The sequence below is a fragment of the Paraburkholderia sp. genome (assembly GCF_036488505.1).
Taxonomy (GTDB): Bacteria; Pseudomonadota; Gammaproteobacteria; order Burkholderiales; family Burkholderiaceae; genus Paraburkholderia.
This window is the reverse complement of record NZ_DASXHN010000409.1, coordinates 1-21,215: the sequence shown is the minus strand read 5'-3', so window position 1 is coordinate 21,215 and position 21,215 is coordinate 1. Positions and strand designations below refer to the sequence as shown.

General features: G+C 63.4%; 16 protein-coding genes. 7 read left to right on the top strand and 9 right to left on the bottom strand.

What is annotated here, in order from left to right:
* Positions 1–167: 167 nt before the first annotated feature.
* From VGH68_RS23820 to VGH68_RS23800, 5 genes are all read left to right on the top strand, one after another.
* Positions 168–1,157 (top strand): quinone oxidoreductase, encoded by a 990-nt coding sequence (locus tag VGH68_RS23820; protein WP_331606165.1) that lies wholly within the window; start codon positions 168–170, stop codon positions 1,155–1,157.
* 304 nt (positions 1,158–1,461) lie between these two features.
* Complete coding sequence (gene tcuA / locus VGH68_RS23815; protein ID WP_331606164.1) at positions 1,462–2,943, top strand: FAD-dependent tricarballylate dehydrogenase TcuA; 1,482 nt, start codon at positions 1,462–1,464, stop codon at positions 2,941–2,943.
* A 16-nt stretch (positions 2,944–2,959) separates the two neighbouring features.
* On the top strand, positions 2,960–4,462 hold the full coding sequence (locus VGH68_RS23810) for an MmgE/PrpD family protein (RefSeq protein WP_331606163.1): 1,503 nt from the start codon (positions 2,960–2,962) through the stop codon (positions 4,460–4,462).
* 193 nt (positions 4,463–4,655) lie between these two features.
* Positions 4,656–6,050, top strand: a complete 1,395-nt coding sequence (locus VGH68_RS23805) for an MFS transporter (protein WP_331606162.1) — start codon at positions 4,656–4,658, stop codon at positions 6,048–6,050.
* A 29-nt stretch (positions 6,051–6,079) separates the two neighbouring features.
* A complete protein-coding gene (locus VGH68_RS23800; protein WP_331606161.1) occupies positions 6,080–7,474 on the top strand; it encodes an MmgE/PrpD family protein in 1,395 nt (464 codons plus the stop codon).
* 70 nt (positions 7,475–7,544) lie between these two features.
* Here VGH68_RS23800 and VGH68_RS23795 read toward each other — a convergent pair whose 3' ends face one another.
* The 5 genes from VGH68_RS23795 to VGH68_RS23775 form a co-directional block, all read right to left on the bottom strand.
* Positions 7,545–8,240 (bottom strand): GntR family transcriptional regulator, encoded by a 696-nt coding sequence (locus VGH68_RS23795; RefSeq protein WP_331606160.1) that lies wholly within the window; start codon positions 8,238–8,240, stop codon positions 7,545–7,547.
* Between the two features lie 81 nt (positions 8,241–8,321).
* Positions 8,322–9,680: an MmgE/PrpD family protein gene (locus tag VGH68_RS23790; RefSeq protein WP_331606159.1), complete on the bottom strand. Its 1,359-nt coding sequence runs from the start codon at positions 9,678–9,680 to the stop codon at positions 8,322–8,324.
* Between the two features lie 588 nt (positions 9,681–10,268).
* Positions 10,269–12,503, bottom strand: a complete 2,235-nt coding sequence (locus VGH68_RS23785) for a xanthine dehydrogenase family protein molybdopterin-binding subunit (RefSeq protein ID WP_331606158.1) — start codon at positions 12,501–12,503, stop codon at positions 10,269–10,271.
* A 25-nt stretch (positions 12,504–12,528) separates the two neighbouring features.
* Complete coding sequence (locus VGH68_RS23780) at positions 12,529–13,536, bottom strand: xanthine dehydrogenase family protein subunit M (protein ID WP_331606157.1); 1,008 nt, start codon at positions 13,534–13,536, stop codon at positions 12,529–12,531.
* A gap of 13 nt (positions 13,537–13,549) precedes the next feature.
* Positions 13,550–14,218 carry a (2Fe-2S)-binding protein gene (locus tag VGH68_RS23775; protein WP_331606156.1) on the bottom strand — a complete coding sequence of 223 codons (669 nt, stop codon included), beginning with the start codon at positions 14,216–14,218 and terminating at the stop codon, positions 13,550–13,552.
* A 382-nt stretch (positions 14,219–14,600) separates the two neighbouring features.
* Here VGH68_RS23775 and VGH68_RS23770 point away from each other — a divergent pair, with 382 nt between their 5' ends.
* Positions 14,601–15,719: a DUF3300 domain-containing protein gene (locus tag VGH68_RS23770; protein ID WP_331606155.1), complete on the top strand. Its 1,119-nt coding sequence runs from the start codon at positions 14,601–14,603 to the stop codon at positions 15,717–15,719.
* Between the two features lie 133 nt (positions 15,720–15,852).
* On the opposite strand, the gene VGH68_RS23765 is transcribed toward VGH68_RS23770, so the two are convergent.
* The 3 genes from VGH68_RS23765 to VGH68_RS23755 all read right to left on the bottom strand — a co-directional run bounded on the left by VGH68_RS23765 (position 15,853) and on the right by VGH68_RS23755 (position 18,661).
* Entirely contained in the window at positions 15,853–16,803 is a 951-nt protein-coding gene (locus VGH68_RS23765; RefSeq protein ID WP_331606154.1) for an aldo/keto reductase, read from the bottom strand.
* 139 nt (positions 16,804–16,942) lie between these two features.
* Positions 16,943–17,596 carry an oxygen-insensitive NAD(P)H nitroreductase gene (gene nfsB / locus VGH68_RS23760; protein ID WP_331606153.1) on the bottom strand — a complete coding sequence of 218 codons (654 nt, stop codon included), beginning with the start codon at positions 17,594–17,596 and terminating at the stop codon, positions 16,943–16,945.
* Between the two features lie 57 nt (positions 17,597–17,653).
* Positions 17,654–18,661, bottom strand: coding sequence for a zinc-binding alcohol dehydrogenase family protein (locus tag VGH68_RS23755; RefSeq protein WP_331606152.1), 1,008 nt, complete (start codon positions 18,659–18,661; stop codon positions 17,654–17,656).
* 128 nt (positions 18,662–18,789) lie between these two features.
* On the opposite strand from VGH68_RS23755, the gene VGH68_RS23750 reads away from it, so the two are divergent.
* Positions 18,790–19,710, top strand: coding sequence for a LysR family transcriptional regulator (locus VGH68_RS23750; RefSeq protein WP_331606166.1), 921 nt, complete (start codon positions 18,790–18,792; stop codon positions 19,708–19,710).
* Between the two features lie 308 nt (positions 19,711–20,018).
* On the opposite strand, the gene VGH68_RS23745 is transcribed toward VGH68_RS23750, so the two are convergent.
* Positions 20,019–20,795: a sulfite exporter TauE/SafE family protein gene (locus VGH68_RS23745; protein ID WP_331606151.1), complete on the bottom strand. Its 777-nt coding sequence runs from the start codon at positions 20,793–20,795 to the stop codon at positions 20,019–20,021.
* Positions 20,796–21,215 lie beyond the last annotated feature (420 nt).

Genomic DNA, 21,215 nt, shown 5'->3' with positions numbered 1-21,215 from the left:
GAAATATCCGTCGTTCGTGCGCTCGGATGCATGACGACGGATGCCGGGTTGGCACTTTCGAAACGCAAAAGCAGTCCGCGGGCATGCGGCGTTGCTCGCGGGTTCACCATCTCGGTGTTGCCCGTTGCTTCCTGCCCTCATCCAATCCATGAACCGGAGCCACACGCATGCGAGCCATCCAGATCTATGAATACGGCGGACCGGATGTGCTTCGCCGGGTGGAGATCGATATACCGAAGCCGGGCGCCGGCGAGGCCCTGGTTCGCGTCGTCGCGGCCGGCATCAACTTCATGGATGTTCACACCCGGCAGGGCAAGTATCGCGATTCGCGCACCTATCCCGTGCGGATTCCGTGCACGCTCGGCATGGAAGGCGCCGGCGAGATCGTCGAACTGGGGACGGGCGTCACTTCGTGCCGCATTGGCGACCGTGTGGCCTGGTGCATTTCATGGGGCGCCTACGCCGACTACGCAGTCGTGCCGACCGCGCGCCTCGCGCGCATTCCGCCTGCGATCGACTACGACGTGGCGGCGGCATTGATCTTTCAAGGCTCGACCGCGCACTACCTGCTTGAAGATGTCGCGAAGATCGAACCAGGCACGAGGTGTCTCGTGCATGCGGCCTCCGGCGGTATCGGCCAGTTGCTCGTACAGTTGGCGAAGCGACGCGGCGCCGAGGTGTTCGCGACGACGAGCACGTCCGACAAAGCCGCCATCGCCAGAGCGCGCGGGGCAGACCACGTGCTGTTCTACGAGGACGGCGCTTTCGCGGACAGAATCCGCGAACTCACCGGTGGCAAAGGCGTCGACGTGGTGTTCGACGCCGTTGGCAACGCGACGTTGCGCGACAGCTTTCGCGCGACGCGGGTACGCGGGCTCGTCGTCAACTACGGTTCGGTGACTGGTCCGATGCGCGACCTCGATCCGTATGAGCTTGGCGAAGCGGGCTCGCTTTTCCTGACTCGCCCGCGCCTCGCTGATCATCTCGCCGACGGCCCCACGGTGCAGCGCCGCGCCGACGACATTTTCGGCGCCATTCTGGAGGGCGCGTTGCACATCGACATCAACGGTCGCTACGCGCTCGACAACGTAGAAGCCGCTCACGCCGCGCTCGAAGAACGCCGGCAATCGGGCAAGGCCGTGCTGGATATCGGCTAGCGATGCCGGAGGTTCACCCCGCTCCGCGGGCTATGCCCTGATAGCCCTGAAGGCGCAACATCAACGCGCGCCCCGGCACTCGTACCCCACGTCCCGCCTCCTCCGCCATCCGTCACTCGACGCGCATGCCGCGCCGCCGCATTCCCTCTTCGTGGCCACTGGCCAGGGAATGTACTGATTAGCGTACTTGTGTATACATTCGTATTCTGGGATGAGCAAAGCAGGCACACGGCCCCACGCGCCTGCACGCGAGCGAAACGCAAACTGCAATTCATCTGACCGACCGGAAAACGGAGCTCGATACATGGCTGACTATGACGTGATCGTGGTAGGCGCTGGCAATGCCGCACTCGCAGCGGCGGTATCCGCCAAGGAAAACGGAGCCGAGCGCGTGGTCGTGCTCGAAAAAGCCCCGCGCGGCATGCGCGGCGGCAACACGCACTGGAGCGGCGGCGTGCTGCGTTTCGCGTTCGACGATCCCCGCGAAATCGGGCCGCTGCTGCCGGGCGTGGAAGCGGAGTTCGAGGACTTCTATGCTGGCATCCAACCCTATCGCCGCGAGGATTTCCATGGCGACCTGATGCGCGTCACGAGCGGCCAGACTGATCCGGTACTGTCGCGGGTGCTGGTCGACAACTCGAAAGACACCGTCTTCTGGATGCGCGAAGCCGGGCAGATCAAGATGGAGCCGGCTGTCAGCCTCACCGGCGTACGAAAGGGCAATCAGATCATCTGGGCGCGCGGACTCGTGGTGCGCGCGGAACACGAAGGCGTCGGCCTGTCGCGCAGCTGGTTTGCGGCCTGCGAACGGCTGGGCGTCGAAGTGCGCTATGGCGCTGCGGCGCTCGCGCTGCTGCAGAACGACAGCGGCCGCGTGTGCGGCGTGCGGGTTCGCGACGATGACGGCATCCACGAACTGAAGGGCCGCTCCGTCGTGCTCGGTTGTGGCGGCTTCGAAGCAAACGTGCAGATGCGCACGCAGCATATCGGGCCGCTCGTCGGCGCGGCGAAAGTGCGCGGCACGCCGCATAACCAGGGCGACGGACTGCGCATGGCGATGCAGATCGGCGCAATGCCGTGGGGACAGTGGAGCGGCTGTCACGCAACGCCGATCAGCGCGGACTGGGGCAATTTCGCGCCGCGCGAGCTGACCGACCGCAGCAACCGCCTGAGCTACCTCTATGGCGTGATGATCAACCGCAAGGGCAAGCGCTTCGTCGACGAAGGCGAGGACGGCGCGATGTTCACCTACGCGAAATACGGCCGTGCAGTGCTCGCGGAGCCGGGCGCGAAGGCATATCAGCTGTTCGATTCGCAGACCGTGCATCTGCTCGAAGCGCGTTATGCGACGAGCGATCCGATAACCTCGGACACATTGGAAGGACTGATCGAGCAGCTCGATATCGACGATAAGGCGCAAGCGCTGAAAACCGTTCAGGAGTACAACGCCGCCGCGCACGACGCATCCGACGGCTTCGATCCGACCGGCAAGGACGGCTTGTCGACGCATGGCCTCGCGCCCGAGAAGACCAACTGGGCGCTGAGGCTCGACAAGCCGCCGTTCTATGCGTATTCGGCGACGGGCGGCATCACCTTCACCTTCGGCGGCGTGAAGGTCGACGAACAGGCGCGCGTGATCGGCACCGACTGGCGCCCGATTCCCGGCCTGACCGCATGCGGCGAGATGGTCGGCGGCCTTTTCTACGACAACTATCCGGCCGGCACGGGCCTCGTTTCCGGCGCGACCTTCGGCCGTATCGCGGGCCGCACGTCGGCACGCGGCTGAGCGGCGGAGGCACACCATGGACCAACAGACGACATGTGCCGGCACGAACGTCGATGCCGCTATCGCGAGGCGTCTTGCCGAGCGCATTGCCGGCTTCGATACGCGCAGCATCGGCAAAAGCGCGCGCGACGCCGCGCGGATCGCGATCATCGATACGGTCGGCGTGACGCTCGCGGGCTCGCAGGAGCCGTGTACGCAAATCCTGCTCGACGTGCCCGGCGTCGCCGAGGCGAGCGGGCCGTGCACGCTGTTCGGCACGACTCGCAAGACGTCCGCGCTCGACGCGGCACTGATCAACGGCACGGCGTCGCACGCGCTCGATTACGACGACTTCAGCCAGCCTTTCGGCGGGCATCAGTCGGTGCCGCTGGTGGCGCCGCTCGTGGCGCTCGCGGAAGCGGACAAGCGCTCCGGCCGCGCGCTCGTCGATGCCTACGTGGTCGGCATCGAAACAGAGATTCGTTTGGCGCGCGCGGTCAATTTCCATCACTACGACAAAGGCTGGCATCCGACCGCGACGCTCGGCATTTTCGGCACGGTGGCGGCGGCGAGCCATCTGCTGAAGCTCGACGAAGCGCGCACGGCCACCGCGCTGGCGATTGCAGCGTCGCTCGCATCCGGGCTCAAGGCGAATTTCGGCACGATGGTCAAGCCGCTGCACGTCGGCCAGACCTGCCGCAACGGCCTCTTTGCGGTGTCGCTTGCGCAGCGCGGCTACACGGCTAATGCGCTCGCGCTCGAACACAAGCAGGGTTTTTTCAACGCGTTCAACGGGCCGGGCACTTACGACGCCGAGCGGATCTTCGAATCGTGGGGCGAGCCGCTCGAAGTCGAGAGCGACACGCTCGGCCTCAAGCAGTTTCCGTGCTGCGGCAGCACGCATCCGGCGATCGCCATGGCGCTCGCGCTCAGACAGGAATCGCACATCAAGCCGGAGCAGATCGAAGCGGTTCTGATCCGCGCGCATCGCCGCCGTCTGCCGCATACCGACAACCCGCAACCGCGGAGTCCGCTCGCCGCGAAGTTCAGCGTGCAATATGTGGTGGCGCGCGCGCTGGTGGACGGCGCGGTGCGGCTCGATCATTTCGAGGGCGATGCGTATCGCGATGCCCGCGTTCAGCGGCTCCTCGCGATCACGCGCACGGAGCCGCATCCCGACATGCCTGAGAACTCACCGCATCAGTTCGGCGCCGAGGTCACGCTGACGCTGCGCGACGGCAACGCCCTGACCAGGCGCATCGACAACCTGATCGGCCGCGGCCCGAGCAATCCGATGTCCGCCAACGAGCTGTGGGAAAAATTCGAGGACTGCGCGAAGCGTGCAATCGGTCCATCGGAAGCGTTGTCGCTGTACGAACGGCTCGAAGCGATCGACGAAGTCGACGATTTCAGCACGCTGGCGCGTCTGCTGATGAAGCGCGCGCTGCCCGGCGCGTCCCGACCGACCGCAGCGCACGCGCCGCAACCGATTGCGCGGCCTCTGAACGCCGAATCGGTCGAAACCTCATGGGTGCCCTGACCCGCCGACGCTCACGGAAAGCAGGCACCACGCAGCATCGCAAGCGTAAGCACGAGAGAAGCACGATCACCGGCAGTGATACCAACACCATGGATGGAGACTCACATGCGGAACGTTTTCCATTTGACTTGCGGTGCATCCGGAACGCGTGGCGGCGCCCGCGACGGGCAATGGACGATGCGCGAGGTCGATCATGAATGATGAACTCATCGCCGCGCGGGTCGACCGGCTACCCGTCTCGCGCTTTCACTGGAAGCTGCTCGCACTCGTCAGCCTGCCGTTCTTCTTCGACATCAGCGACATCTTCACCTTTTCCTACGCGGCGCCCGCGCTCGTCAAGGAATGGGGCCTGTCGATCACGGCCATCGCGATGCTCACCTCGGGCGGCTTCTTCGGCATGTTCATCGGCGCGACGCTGGGCGGCATGCTGTCGGACCGCATCGGCCGCAAACGCGCGCTGACCTTGTACGTCGCGTTCTACTCGCTGTTCTCGCTCGCCAACGCGCTCGCACCCAACGTTCCGGTGCTGATGATCACGCGCGTGCTCACGGGCGTCGGCATTTCGTCGGCGACCGCGGTAGTCATGGCTTATATCGCCGAGATGTTTCCGGCGCGCTCGCGCGGCACGTGGCAAGGCTGGGCGATGGTGATCGCGCTCGCGGGCATTCCGATCACGAGCTGGGTCGCACGGCTGGTGGTGCCCTCGGGTCCGGACGGCTGGCGCTGGATCTTCGTGTGGGGATCGCTCGGCATCGTGTTCCTCGCGTTCGTCAAGTTCTTTCCCGAGTCGCCGCGCTGGCTGTCGCGCCAGGGCCGCATCGCGGAAGCGGACGCGATACTGCGCAGGATTGAAGCGGAGGTCGAGGAGAGCGCGGGACCGCTGCCCGAAGCCGTCGCCGCGGTGCGTCCGCCCGAGGTGCGCGCGCGCTGGACCGCGATGTTCAAAGGCCAGTACATCGGCCGCACGCTGACGCTGTGGGCGATCTGGATTCTGCAGACGCTCGGCTTCTACGGCTTCCAGGCGTGGGTGCCGACGCTGCTCGTCAAGCACGGCATCACGATCACGCACAGCCTCACCTACATCACGCTGATCAACGTCGGCGCGGTGCCGGGCGCGCTGATCGCAACCTATCTCGCCGACCGCTTCGAGCGCAAGTTCACCATCGCGGCTGCCGCGTTTCTGATTGCGGTGTTCGGGCTGCTGTACGGCCTGACGTTCCAGCCCGTGCTGATCGTGTCGTTCGGCTTCGTGGTCGGGATGCTGTTGCAGACTTTCGCCGCGCTCTGCTACGCCTACACGCCCGAGCAGTATCCGACCGACATCCGCAATACCGGCGCGGGCTTCGCGTACGGGATGGGGCGGCTTGCGAACGTGGCCAACGCGTTCATCATCGCGGCGATCTACACGAACTTCGGCTACGTGTGGGTGTTCGCCTATATCGCGGGCGCGTGGCTGTGCACGTCGGCTGTCACGCTGCTGTTCGGCGCGCGCACCACCGGACGCCGGCTGGAGACCATCAACCCGGTGCCGCTTCACGACACGCAGACCGAGCTCGACGGCTCGGCGCTGCGTCCCGGCAATCGCTGAGCGTTCACCGCAAGCAAGGCCATGAAACGATGACGACGACACCGCAACCCATCGCCCGCGCGCTGGCCGGATTCGCCTGCGCGCTGACGCCCGCCGCGTTGCCCGCCGCGCTGCGCCGCAAGGCCACGCATCACATCACCGATGCGCTCGGCCTCGGCTTCGCGGCGCGCCACTATCCATTCGCGGGCGCGGCGCTCGCGGGCATCGCAGGCGCCGGTTCGCCCGGCGTGGCGACCGTGATCGGCGAGCCGGCATCGCGCGGGCTCGCGCCGCGCGATGCCGCGCTCGCCAACGGCTTCCTGATGCATGGCCTCGATTTCGACGACACGCATCCGCTCGCGATCGTGCATCCCACGGTCGCGTGTCTACCTGCCGCGCTCGCGGTCGGCGAAGCGCTCGACGCCGACTGGGACGACGTAATCACCGCCTACATCGCCGGAATGGAAACGGCGATCCGCCTCGGCATCGCCGTGAAGGGCGGACTGCATCACGCGGGCTTTCATGCGACGGGGATCGTGTCGCACTTCAGCTCGGCGGTGGTCGCGGGCAAGCTGATGGGCCTCGATGCCGCGCAGCTGACAGCCGCGCAGGGCATTGTCGCGAGTACGGCGGCGGGCGTGCAGGTGTTCCTCGAAGAAGGCGCGTGGACCAAGCGTCTGCATCCAGGCTGGGGCGCGCTCGCTGGCATCACGGCAGCGCATCTGGCAAAGCACGGCTTCGCGGGACCGTCGCGTCCCTACGAAGGCCGCTTCGGGCTGTTCGATTCGCATTTGCAGGCGCACGCGGGCGACGTCGATCTGGCATCCATCACGCAAGGGCTCGGCGACACGTGGACGATGGAAGGGACCGCGATCAAGCCCTACCCGGTGTGCCACTTCATTCACGGTTGCGCGGAAGCCGCGTTGCGTCTGAGAGCGAGCGGTCTCGAGGTCGGCGACATCGAATCGATCGTCTGCCGCCTGCCCGCGCCGACGTTGCCGATCGTCGCGGAACCGGCGGCCGCGAAAGCGCTGCCGAAAACGGACTACGAAGCGAAGTTCAGCACGCACTTCGTGGTCGCCGCGTGTCTGCTACGCGGGCGCTTCGGGCTCGCGGAACTGGAAGACACGGTGCTGCAGGATCGCGCGATCCTGGCCCTCGCCGCGAAGGTGCGCTGCGAACCCCAGCAGGATTGCGATTTCCCGCGCTATTTCTCGGGCGAGGTGATGGTGCGGATGCACGACGGCAGCACGCACGGCGAACACGTGCCGGTGAATCTCGGCAGTGGCGAGCGCGCGCTCGGGGCACAGGAAATCGAAACAAAATTTCGCGGCAGCGCCGGACTGACGTTGCCAGAAGACAGGACGAATGCGCTGCTCGATATGCTGATGGCGAGCGGCAAGCGCAAAGTCCGGGCGGTCACGAAGCTATTGCAGGCGCCCTGACGCAGGTACCGGCTGCACAGGCTAAGCCGGGCGCGGCGCAATGTGGGAGCGTCGCGCCCGGCGCTTTGAATCAGGTTCCGGTTCCGCCGAACAGCATCTGCAGACGCAACTCCGTCGCCGCGCCCACATGCGCCTGGGCCGCGCGCTCCGCGCCGTCCGCATCGTGGCGCGCGATGCATGCGACGATCTCCTTGTTCTCCTTCAGCCCTGCCTTGATGCGTCCCGGCATCGAATAAGTGGTCGTGCCGAGCAGATTCAATGCATCGACCAGCACGTTCGCGCTTTTGTACAGATACTCGTTGTGCGCGGCCGCGACGATGATCTCGTGCAGACGCCGGTTGAGCCCGGCGACTTCATCCGGCGTCTTTGCCTTTTCCAGTTGCGATAGCACCTGCTGCATGGACAGGATTTCGATGGGCGACGCCTGCTCCGCCGCGAAGCGCGCGGCCGCGCCGACCAGCACCTTGCGCATCGCGTATAGCTCCATCACCTGCTTCGCGGACAATTGCACGACCACGAAGCCGCGCGGCGGCGCGAAACGAACCACGCCCTCCGCTTCCAGCCGCTTGAGTGCCTCGCGCACGGGCGTGCGGCTCACCGCGAGCCGCTCGGCGATATCCACTTCACGCAGACGGTCGCCCGAGGCCAGTTGCCGGCTGCGTATCTCCTGACGCAGTTGCGCATAAACGTATTGGGCCAGCGACCCCTGGCCGGTATCGACGGCCGGTTCGTTGTCGCCAACCGATGCGGCAGATTTGTCGTTCACGTTGCAGCCTTGTTCCGATAGGTCCGGTTCACGAGTATAGGCGGATGACCGCGCGGATACGCCTGTCTTTGCGCTTGCGCATCAGCGCAGCGCGGACATCAGGCGGCGCACCTCAAAAGGTCCGCTCATCGAGTCGGCGAGCGCCAGCACCTGCTGCGCGCGCGCCTCGCCCAATGCGCCGGTAAAGAGCGCGGCCGCCTTGTTGCGCACGGCGTCCGCGCCAACCGGACGATGCCAGCTGCCGAGCGGCGCCATGCATGACGCTTTGACGATCCGGCCGCCGCGCAGATGCAGCGCGATCTCGACATTCATCTTGTCGAGCGCGCCCGCGATCGACGCGTCGGCGTTCAATACGATGCGCTCGAGCAGCGAGTCCACGTCCGGCGCGAAGCGGCGCGTGTCCGCAAACGACGCCGGTACGACCTGTCCGTCGATCAGTGCGATGGCCACCGTGTACTGCCAGGAAAACTTGCCGTCGAGGCCGGTTTCCGGCTTGGGACGGTCGATATACGGCATCACCGGCACACGCAGTTCAATGCGCTCTATCTGTGCGGCGTCGAAGCCTTCGACCTGCGCGCGTGCATCCAGCGCGGCGGTGATCGCGTAGTGCGTCGCGAACTGCGATGGAAAGAGCTTCCACGCCAGCCCCGGTTCCAGCGCGCGGCCAGCGCCGATCGGCGCGAGCAATGCGTCGGCATCGAAACGGTCGCCAAAATAGCCGTGGCCCCAACCGCGCGGACCGCCCAGCGCGTCCGGACCCGCGGTGAAGCCGCGCGCCGCGAGGAGCGCCGCTTCGAGCCCGTGCGCCGCCGAATCGCCGCAATGCAGCGCCTTGGTCTGCGAACCGATGTTGGCAAGCACGCCGCCGCTGCGCGATGCGGCGATGCCAAGCGCGGCCGTCGCACACTGCCGGTCGAGGCCGAGCAGATTCGCGCATGCGAGCGCCGCGGCGAGCGGACCGACGATACCGGGCGGATGCAGACTCAGCTGCGCGGGCTCGATCTGCTGCGACGACAGCCTGAGCCTACCTTGGGCCTCGATGCCCTTGGCGAACGCGCGCAATAGCGCCTCTCCTTGCGCGTCGCCGGTTTCCTGCTCGCGTGCTTCGGCGAGCGCGAGCAGCGCGGGCAGAATCGACGACACTGCGTGATTCGGAGGATTCCACATAGGCTCGAAATCGAGCACGTGCATAGACATGCCGTTGATGCGCGCGGCGACGATGGACGGCGCCGCATAGCCGTGTCCGATCACGCTCGACGGCCCCTCGGCGATGTGCAGCGCCTTCGACAGCTCGGATACGTGCGTCGGCCCCGGCTCGCTCGAACCAGCGGCGGCAACCGCGAGGCCATCCAGCGCGATCTGGCGCACGCGCTCGAGCAACGCTGGATCGTCGGCGGGCCAGCCGAGTATGAGGTCGGTGAATTGGGCAGCGAGGCTCATGCGGCCGCCTCCAATGCGCGAGCGATGCGCGGCCGCCAGACCGCGGGCGGCGCCTTCGGCTTCAACGTAAGTCGCATCGCCGGTTGCCAGGGGAGCCGTGAGAAGAGCACTACCCTTCGTTGCTGTTGTCGCATCGCGCCTCCCCATCGCCGCGCACTTCCACGGCCGCTTGCCCGAATCCTGAGTACGATTGTATACGACAGAATGCCGTTGTGCGACGGTGTGTTGTCGGGCGCGAGCGGAGATAGGAGACCGGGACAACCAAACCTCGCGCGCCCGACATCCGTCAGACATCGATTGCGAGCCGCGAGCTGGCCAGGACCCTGTGTTCTGTCGTGGGCGATGTGTCTGCCCCGGCGCAGTCAGTCGCTCAGCACGAGCCGACGCGCAGCTGGGCGCAGATGTCCCAGGTTGCACGCTCAGCGTATGTCGTCGCGCGCCGTACTCACGCTGCCCAAATGGAAGTGGTCGCCCCAGCAGGGCTCACGTACGCTCAAGCGCACGTGGCCAACCATCCTCCGCGCAGGGGGCGCGACGGTCCGCGTTGAGATTTCGCGGTCGAGTGGTAGTCAAGAGATTGCGGCGCGGCTATCTGGACACCTGAGCCGCCAACAGGTCTTCGATCCGAACCGGAAGATCTCGCACGCGCACGCCCGTCGCATGATAAACAGCGTTCGCAATCGCAGGCGCAATACCCGCGATTCCAATCTCCCCGAGACCGCGTGCGCCGAGTGGATTCAATGCGAGATCCGGATAGTCGAGGAACGTGACGTCGATTTTCGGTGCGTCGGCATGCGTGACCATGACATAGTCGGCGAGGCTGCGGTTGAGTGGTGCACCGGAACGGCTGTCGTAGTTCGTCTCTTCGAATAGCGCCATGCCGACACCCATCACGACCGCTCCTTCGATCTGGTTGCGGGCCGTGCGGGCATTGATGATCTGGCCTCCATCGATCACGCTAACCACCCGACTGACTCGCAACCGCGCTGTTTCAGGCTGCCAGGTAACCTCGGCAAAATGCGCGCAGTAAGAGTGCACCGACACGCGCTTCGCGTCAGGATCGTCCTGATTCGGGCCGGACCGCCCTCTTCCCACCACCGCGTTGATACCCGCCGGCCTGAGAATCCGCTCAAACGGCACCCCTGCAGCCGGTGACGTTCCTTTGCGATAGACCATCCCTTGCTCGAAACCCAGTGCATCCACGTTCTGCCCGTTAAAGGGCGAGTTAGCCGCTTCGGCTGCCGTAATCAAAAGGTGCTGGACGGCGACCTGTGCCGCCTGCGCCACCGCCGGAATTAGCGACGCCGTAGCCCTCGACCCCCCGGACATCGGCCCCGGAGGCAAGCGTGTGTCACCGATCACGACTGAGATCCTGTCGAGCGCGATTCCGGTCGCATTCGCCACCATCTGGGCGAGTACGGTGTACGTCCCCGTGCCGATGTCCTGAGTCGCTGTCAACACGCGCGCCGTTGCGTCGGCGTTCAGTTCAACGATGACTTCCGCTGCAGATCGCTGGGCTTGCCACGACCCCGCTGCGACTCCCCAGCCGATAACCAGACCGTCATTGCGCATCGAACCGACCGGCGTCTTGCGCGCCGCCCAGCCGAATTTATCCGCGCCGCGCGTCAAGCATTCCTTGAGGTGCCGCGATGAAAACGGCACATTCAGGCTTTCGTCGATCGCCGGCTCGTTGACGAGGCGTAACTGGACGGGATCCATGTTGAGCTTGATGGCTAGCTCATCGACGGCCGATTCGACTGCGAACAAGCCAGGCACGGCACCTGGGCCGCGCATCGATGTGCTCGGCGCGATGTCCCGGCGCGCAGCGGCGGCCGTCACTTGCAGGTTCGGCGAGCTGTAGAGGTAGCCTGTCGCCTCGCCGCAATTCTCTTTTCGTGCATCCAGGCGGCCCGTTTGATAGACGTAGTGCTGCTGCAGCGATGTCAAACGACCATCGCGTGTTGCCGACAAGCGTATGCGCTGCTCCGTGGCCGGACGGTGGCCCACGTTCTGGAACATCATCGCGCGGCTCAGCACCAGCTTGACGGGCCGCCGCAGATTGCGCGCCGCGGCGGCGGCTAGTAGCGAATGGCTCCACGGAAACAGCTTGCCGCCGAATCCAGAGCCTAGATATTTCATGATCACGCGCACCTGATCTTCTGGCACACCAAGCATCTGTGCCATCAGCTGTCGCTGGTTGACGATCGACTGCGTTGTTTCGTAAAGCGTATAGTTCGTGCCATCGAAGAGCGCCACCGTGGCATGCAGTTCGATTGGGTTGTGCGTTTCGATCGGTGTCGTGTAGGTCTGGTCCAGCTTCAGCGCGTCAGAAGCGGCCGCGAATGCGGCCTGCGCGTCGCCGCGCTGCGTGTCGACAGACGGCGCGCCCTGCGCGGGCATCTGGACCGTTACATCGGGTTGGCTCTGCGCATATCGCGCCTTCACTGCATGCGCGGCGGCCGTTGCCTGCTCGAACGTATCGGCCACCACGAGTGCAGTGTACTGGCCGTAGTACGAGATGATGTCGTCGTCGAGCGGCGGACGCCTTTCATCGATTCTTGGTCCGAAGCCGACGCGAAAGAACTTTCCGATGTTCTCGCGCGTGAAGACAGCCCGGACCCCTGGCATTTTCGACGCAGCGGCCGTTTCCAGTCGATCGATACGCCCCTTTGCGATCGTCGCGCAAACCGGTACGGCGTAAAGCATCCCCGGAAAATTGAAATCCGACGTGTACGTCGCCGCACCGCTGACCTTAAACGGTCCGTCGATTCGGGCAAAGTCGCCGCCGATGACCGGCTGCGTTTTATTGCTAGCAAATTGCACGTTCTCTCCGCGTCACGAACTTGGGTCAAGAAATTTGTGTGGCCAACCTGAGTGCTTGCTGGATGCAGCGTTTAGCAAGCTCGACCTTGAATCCGTTCTGGCTTTGCGGGCGCGCCGACTGAAGCGCGGCCTCGGCCGCCGCCTGGAACGCCGCGGGCTCAGGCGCGCGGCCGAGCAACGCGGCTTCGGCCTCGCGCGAGCGCCAGGGCTTAACCCCGACACCGCCAAGTGCGATCCTGATGTGGACGATCCTGCCCGACGATACCGTCATGACGACCGCGGCCGAGGCCAACGCAAATTCATAGGATGCGCGATCGCGCAGTTTCAGATAGACGCTGCGGCTGCCGGGAGCCGGCGCAGGGAGCGTCACATGGGTAATGAGCTCGGCGGGATTCAGCGTGGTTTCGCGTTCGGGAGTGGCCCCGGGCAACAAGAAGAAGTCATCGATCGCAATGCTTCGCTTGCCCTTGCTGCCTTCGACATGGATCGTGGACTCGAGTGCAGTCATTGCGACACTCATGTCCGAGGGGTTCGTCGCGATGCAATGATCGCTGGCCCCAAGAATCGCGAGGTTTCGATTGAACCCACCGATTGCGGAACAACCCGTACCAGGCTCACGCTTGTTGCAGGGCGCGGCAGTATCGCGAAAGTACACACAGCGTGTGCGCTGCAACAGGTTGCCGCCGGTCGTCGCCATGTTTCGCAACTGCGCGGACGCGCCGGAAAGCAACGCCTGGGACAGGACGGGATAGTGCGACTTGATCAGCGGATGATTCGCGAGATCGGAATTGCGCACCGTCGCGCCAATGGTGACGCCGCCACCGTCGATCGCTTCGATCTGAGCGAGTGGCAGGCGATGGATATCGATGATCTGCGTCGGACGCTCCACGTCGAGTTTCATCAGGTCGAGCAGTGTCGTGCCGCCTGCCAGAAAGCGCATGGACGAGCCACTTTGCTGGCTGCCGTCGTCAGTCTGCGCGATGTCGAGTGCCTGCGCGACGCTGGAAGCGCGCTTCAGTTCAAAAGCTTGCATGGGTACGCTCCGCTTAGGCTTTCCGGAGAACTTGCTGGATCGCGGACACGATGTTCGAATAGGCGCCGCACCGGCAGATATTTCCGCTCATGGCTTCCTTCACTTCCTCGTCGCTGTGTCCGTAAGGCTCGTTGAGTAGCGCAACAGCCGACATGATCTGACCAGAGGTGCAGTACCCGCACTGAAAGCCATCGTGTTCGACGAACGCGGCCTGAATCGGATGCAGATTGCCCGGCCGGCCAAGGCCTTCGATGGTCGTGATCGCCTCGCCCTCATGGGTGGCGGCAAGGCTTAGGCATGAATTAACGCGCTTGCCGTCGACATGGACAGTGCAGGCGCCGCACTGGCCGTGGTCGCAACCCTTCTTTGTGCCGGTAAGGCGCAAATGCTCGCGCACGCAATCGAGCAGTGTCGTGCGGGGATCGATATCCAGTTCGTGGTTGGTGCCGTTGACGTTCAATCGGACGTGTACGTTGGCACGATCTGCACTCAGATCGTCGGCTCGTGTTTCGCCTTGCTCAGCACCGCCGGAAGCCGCATGCGCGACAGAGGAAAGTTGTCCGGCGCCAATCGTGATGCCGGCGGCACCTATGCGGCCCAGGAAAGACCGGCGTGACACGCGTTGGAATACCGTGTCCGCTTCGCTTTGGCTCGTGCTTCGTTCCTGCGACTTGTCGTCCATGAATCGAATTCTCCACTGAATTTATGGGTCGGCGAACGACGACGCAATGCGTCGGCGCATGTTCGACTGAGCTTTTCTTTCTAACACCGGGCATATAAAACTGGACCGACGACAAGATGAAACTCCTGACATTCTTGAAATCTCAGTGGTGAGCCTCGCGGGACCAGGCCGGGCGCGAGCGCGGTGGCTGCTTCGACCCGCACCGCTTCGCGAGGATCGCATGGGTAGAAAGAAGGGGTCCAACAGTACTTACGCCGGCAGGGTCAGCGGATCGACAACGGCTACCGAGAGAAGATAACGAAAACGTCACCCACGGGTCAGTTCAAAGACACTTCACTTGTCTACAGTACGAGTGTCAGATTGCAAACGCGGAGTAGATTCCATGAAGTTGATGAAACGTGTCATCTCAATCCTCGTGCCGTCGTGCATCGCGTTCGGGATGGCGGGCCATGCGCTCGCCGATCAGGATAATCAGGCACTCGCCCCCTCGTCCGACGCGATTCAGCGCACACCTGAAGAGCTGCAGCAGCTCGTTGCTCCCATCGCGCTGTATCCGGATCCACTGGTCGCAGAAATTCTTGCGGCAGCCACACATACGGCGGAAGTCGTCGCAGCGGACCGCTGGATGCAAGCGAATTCCGAAGTGACGGGGCAGGCACTGGCTGCTCAGGTCGATCAGCAGTTCTGGGATCCCAGCGTCAAGGCGCTTACAGAGTTTCCGGCCGTGCTCGCCGACATGGACCAGAACGTGGTCTGGACATCATCGCTAGGCGACGCGTACCTGAGCCAATCACAGCAATTGATGGCGGCCATCCAGACGATGCGGCAGCGGGCCAGCACCGCAGGTAACCTGGAAATCAACCCGCAGGAAACGGTAGCGAACGATGGTGGATTGATCAGCATCGTGCCAACCGATCCCGCAGTTGTGTACGTGCCCGAATACGATCCGTCTCTCGTGTACGGTGCGCCGGTGGCGCTCTGGCCCGGATGGTATCCCGATCCGGACCTCTACCTCGATGGGCCGGGGATCGTGTTCGGCGTTGGATTCGACTTGGGATACTTCGGCGGTTACGGATGGGGCTGGCGACACTGGAGGCCCGACTGGCATCATCAGGCGGTATGGTTCCATGGCGGCCAGTATGCGTGGCACAACCGCAGTATCGTTGACGTTAATCACTTCGCTCACAGCAACCAAGGTTTCAATCCTGCCCACGGCGCTGACGGCATGGGCGGCATGTACGGCGCGGCGCACACGCGTGTGCCTGCGATGTCGTCGCGAGAATTCGCCGGATCGCACCCGGTCGCGGGCGTCGGCTTCGCTCGATTCGGGGCCATTGGCCCCGAAGGTTTCGGTCGCTCAGAGTTCGGGCGCTCAGAGTTCGGGCGCTCAGAATTCGGTCGCTCAGAGTTAGATCGCGGGCGTTCGGGCTTCGGCGCGCTGGGACACGCGGGGATAGGACACGCGAGCGCAGGCGGGCATGCCGGAGGCGGACGCGGTTAAATGCCGTACCGGCGGCGCGCGCCGGCAGTCACCGCGTCCGTTCCTGGCGCTCGTGCAAAGGCGTCTGCTGGCCTGTTGTGAATCGCTTTATCCGGCACCTGCCTAACGCGCCAATCCAGCCTGCAAAAGTCGGCTATTTCGCCGGGGCGCTGACTTCGTTAAGCAGCTTCAAGTCTTCCGGGGAAAGTCGCAGGCGCGTCGCCGCCACCATACTTTCCAGTTGTTCCACCGAGGTAGTGCTCGCAATCGGCGCCGTCACGCTCGGCCGTGCGATGATCCAGGCGAGTGCCACGGTCGAGGGCGTAGTGTCGTTACGTTTAGCCACGTCAACGAGCGTATCGACGATTCGTAGTCCACGGTCGTTCAGGTACTTGTTCAAGAATGGACCACGTGCACGCTTCTCGATGTCCGCCTTCGAACGGTATTTTCCGCTCAGGAAGCCGCTCGCGAGGCTGAAGTACGTGACTACCGCCAGGTTATGCGTCTGTGCGACCGGTTCGAGATCCGTCTCGTAACCTTCCCGGTCGTACAGGTTGTACTCCGGCTGAAGCACCTGATAAGCCGGCAAACCCGATTCCTTCGATACCTTCAACGCTTCGTCAAGCCGCGCGCCGGTGAAGTTCGACGCGCCGATCACGCGCACCTTGCCCGCCTTGATCAGCTTCTGATACGCGCCGAGCGTCTCTTCCATCGGCGTCGTTTCGTCGTCGAAGTGAGAAAAATAGACGTCGATGTAGTCGGTCTGAAGGCGGCGCAGCGAATCCTCGACGGCTGCCTCGATATTCGCCGCCGACAGCCCCAGCCGCGTCTTCATCCTGCTGACCTTGGTCGCAAGCACGATCTTGTCGCGCTTGCCGCTTTCCTTGAACCACTTGCCGATGATCGTTTCAGACTCGCCGCCCTGATGCCCGTCGGCCCACTGCGAGTAGGCGTCGGCGGTATCGACGAAGTTCAACCCGTGATCGACGAACGCATCGAGGATGGAGAACGACGTCCGCTCATCGGCCGTCCAACCGAAGACGTTGCCGCCGAAGACGAGGGGTGCGACTTGAAGATTCGAGGTTCCGATGGTGTGTAGGTGCATGGCTTTCTTCCCTTACGGTGTCGAGTTCGAGACGAACAGAATGGGATACGCGCTAATACGGCCGCTCGCTTGCAACCGACGGAAACAGAGGAACTCGCGTGCAAGGCATCACGTCGGAACGCCGGCGTGCCACCCGGCATCACATGAAAGTGAAAATCTGCTCGCGCGGCAGGCGCGACTTCGGCAGCCTGGCATTGAAATCCTGCTCGCTGCGATGGCCGAAGGCCGCCAGCACAACGCTGGTGAGCCCGCGTTCGCGCAGCCCAAGCTCGAGGTCCAGCGCACGCGAATCGAAGCCTTCCATCGGCGTCGCGTCGATGCCGAGCACGGCCGCGCTCATCAGCAGTCCGCCTAGCGCAAGATACACCTGCTTTTCCATCCACTGAGGCACGTCGCGCAAGTCGTACCGGTGCATGTCCACATACGAGCGGCGGGCCTTGTCCTGCATGCTCTTCGCTCCATCCACCTGGAACCGCCCGTCGTGGGCTTCCTGCTCAAGGACAGCGTCGAGGTGATCCGCGTCCATATCGGTGCGCATACACAGCGCGATCACGTGCGACGCGTTCACGATTTTCGGTTCGTTGTACACGTAGGCGCCTTGCGTTGCCTTGGCCATGCGCGCGCGGCCTTCCGGCGTCGACGCGACCACATAGTGCCCAGGCTGCGAGTTGACCGACGAAGGACTGTAGTGAAGCGCGGCGAGAAGCGCATCGACCGATGCTTGCGGCAACGAACCACCCGGCTCGAACGCTTTGACGGTGTGACGGGTTTGTACGGCGTCAATCAAATTCATGGCGATATCTTCTTATGGAGACGGACTAACAATCGAAACAGAAAGCGGACCAGCAACTCAAAACCCTTCGAGAACGATCTTGCCGCGCGCGCGATTGCTTTCGATGAGGGCGTGCGCGCGCCGCAGGTTGTCCGCGTTGATCGCGCCGAAATGCTCGCCAAGCGTCGTGCGCAGCGTGCCCGCGTCGACCAGCGTTGCGATGCGCTCGAGAATCTCATGCTGGCGGATCATATCGGGCGTCTCGAATAGAGACCGCGTGAACATGAGCTCCCAGTGCAGCGAGATTGCTTTCAACTTGAGCGGCATTGCGTCGAGCGTTTCTGGATCGTCGATCACCCCAAGCTTGCCTTGCGGCGCGAGCACGTCGACTATCTGGGGATAGCGCGCGTCGGTGTGCGTAAGGCTCGCAACGAAGCGCACCTGCTCGACGCCAATCCGGCGCAACTCTTCCTGGAGCGGGCGCGCATGATCGATGACGTCGTGCGCTCCGAGATCGCGAACCCATTCTTGCGTCTGCGCCCGTGATGCCGTGCCGATCACGCGCAGCTTCGTCAATTGCCGCGCGAGTTGAGTGAGAATCGAGCCGACGCCACCGGCCGCGCCGATGATCAGAAGCGCATCGCCGTCGCCCCCGCCCTCGGCAACGCAGAGGCGATCGAAGAGCAGTTCCCAGGCTGTCAGTGAGGTCAGCGGCAATGCGGCCGCACGCGCGTCATCGAGCGTGGTGGGTTGGTGACCCGCGATGCGCTCGTCGACGACGCAGTACTCGGCATAAGCGCCGGCGCGGGCGACGGAGCCGGCGTAAAACACCTTATCGCCGACCCTGAATAGCGTGACGGTGGAGCCGACGGCTTCCACCGTTCCGGCGGCATCCCATCCAAGCAAGCGTGGCGTGTCGCCGAGCATTCCCGCACGAACCTTGGTGTCGACAGGATTCACGGCGATGGCGCGAATTTTCACGAGCAGATCGCGCGGACCCGGCTCGGGCTTCGGCAGTTGCGTTTCGTACAGTGCACGCGGATCTTCGATCGGCAATCCGTGCTGGTCATAAACAATGGCTTTCATTCGGCGTTACTCGCAGGGTGTTCGACAGCCAGCCGCTAGCGCGGCTCGGACCTTCGTTTAATGATGCACTGCACACGCATTTGAGAAAACAGGGAGAATCGGGAAGAACTTTCACTACAGGAATGAAAATGGTCCGGTTTGACGACCTGGCGCTGTTCATGCGCACCGCCGCCCTCGGCAGCTTCTCGAACGCCGCCCGCGAAGCGGCCCTGCTGCCAGGCCAGGTCAGCGCGGCAATTCAGCGGCTCGAGCGCGAACTCGACGTTCGTTTGTTCGCACGCTCAACGCGCAGCCTGCGGCTTACCGCCCAGGGAGAAGAATATTTACCGTACGCGAAGCGGGTGCTCGCGACATTGCAGGAGGGGCGCGAGTGCCTGCGGGGCGAGGCGGATGCGCTGCAGGGTACATTGCAGATCGCCGCGCCGTCGGATCTCGGCCGCAATGTCCTGCTGCCGTGGATCACTGCGTTCCGCGACGCGCATCCGAAGCTGTCGGTGCGGCTTTTTCTATCCGATCAACTGACCGACCTCTTCCGGGATCCGGTCGAAATCGCCATCCGCTACGGCCGCGCCGACAGCGCGAGTTACGTCGCGCTGCCGCTTGCCAGCGACAATCGGCGTGTGCTCGTCGCGTCGCCCGCCTATCTGCAACGGCATGGGCGGCCGCGCACGCTGGACGAACTGGCAGGCCACAACTGCCTGATCTATGTTCTGGGCGGCCGCCTGTACGACAAATGGATGTTCCCGGTGGGGGGCGCTCTCCACCAGGTTAATGTTGGCGGGCCGCTCTTTTGCGACGACGCGGACGTGGCACGACGCTGGGCGATCGAGGGCCAAGGTATTGCGTACAAATCGTGGCTCGACGTGTGTGCCGACGTGCAGACCGGCCGACTCGAACTACTGATGCCCGAGCAGCCCGGCGAGGCTGCCCCGCTGAACCTGATCTGCACGCATCGCAAACAGTTCTTTCCCGCGATCCGGCAGCTGCATGAAGTGCTGAAGGAGCGTGTATCGGCACTTACAGCGCTGTTGCCACAGTGCGCGCTCTAAGTGTTCTGTTCCGTTGTTCACTGATCCGTATTGACATCGCGTGTTGGTAGCAACGGAACGGGAGATACCGGCATACCCATGGGACGTCCTCTTTAACTGACGCGCGCCACAGTGGGCAAGTGGCGCCTCCGGTTCCACGAGCATCGTATCAACGGGCTGTTGGCATATGCATCGCATTCCCACCTACAGTTCGTGGCTTGACAGGTCGGAGGCTTTTTTGCGCCGCTCACCGAGCAGGCCATCCGCAGCGGCTCGTTCTGGCGCGGCCAATCCAACTGATCTGGGGTATCGATGTCAGCGGAACGGAATTACAAGATGACCTTGAGGCTGGTGTAGACGAGTCGCACGCCGATTACCAACAGGATGATGTACGCGAACTTATACAAACGCATGACGTTTAGCCGACGGTTCAGCCAAACGCCCGTACAGATCCCGAATACCGCAAAAGGCGCGAGAACCAGGCTGGCGAGCAAAGTGGTGCGCGTGAACAGTCCCAGCATCGAAAAGCTGACTAGTTTCGCTACGTTGACGACCGCAAAAAATGCAGCCGTGGTGCCGGCAAAGCTGCGCTTGGTTAGTTTATAAGGCAACAGATAGATGGCCAGCGCCGGTTCGCCCGCGTTCGCCATGAAACTGGTGAAGCCAGAGGTGGCTCCCCAGAAGATGCTTGAGCTCGGGTGCAAACGATGGTGACCTTCGCGTCCGGCGGGACGAGCTTGGAACCAGCGACGCCTGGCAAAGTCGATCGAGATTACACCGACGCCGAGTCTCAGCCATGCTTCCGAAAGATGGTGTATCGCCACTGCACCTAAGCCAATGCCAACGAGTGCGGCGGGGATCGCGATACGCAGCAATGGCCAATTCCATTCGCCGCGGTATTGCCAGAGCGTGACCAGATCGGTCAGGCAAAGAATCGGCAAAAGAAGTGTCACCACAACGGCGACTGGCAAGTGCAGTGCCATCAGTGGAACGGCCACCACGCCGAGGCCAAGCCCGAGACTACCCTTTGAGATGCTGGTCAGCAGGAGCGCCGGTATGCTCGCGACGTAGAACCATGGGTCGCTGATTAAGGAAGTACCAAACATCTAGAGAATTTCGGTGCCGACGCGTTACGAAGCTTGAGGCGACTATTCAACCACGGAGGGTTCGGAGGCAGTCGCCAGATCCGGCAGAACTGATCGAGCAGGTTGCATGCGATGCAACGAGATTTCAGGCGCGTTAGTAGCAGTGACTAACCACGCGAATGACCAAACGCAATTGCGGTACTTTCGAATGGGGCTGCCCGCCACAAAGCCGCACATGCGTGAAAGTTCGCATGCTACATCTACTAGATCGCGCACGCAATGAAACGATTATTACTTCTCTGCCGCCTTCACCCGACCTCAGATGAACGTCGTTACGATTTATTCATTGTCCAGATTCGGAAAGTTCACTCACATTGGGAAACGTCTGCCGCATAGTTCCGCATACGCGATCAGTTGTTGTTTGACCCAAAAACCCAACCG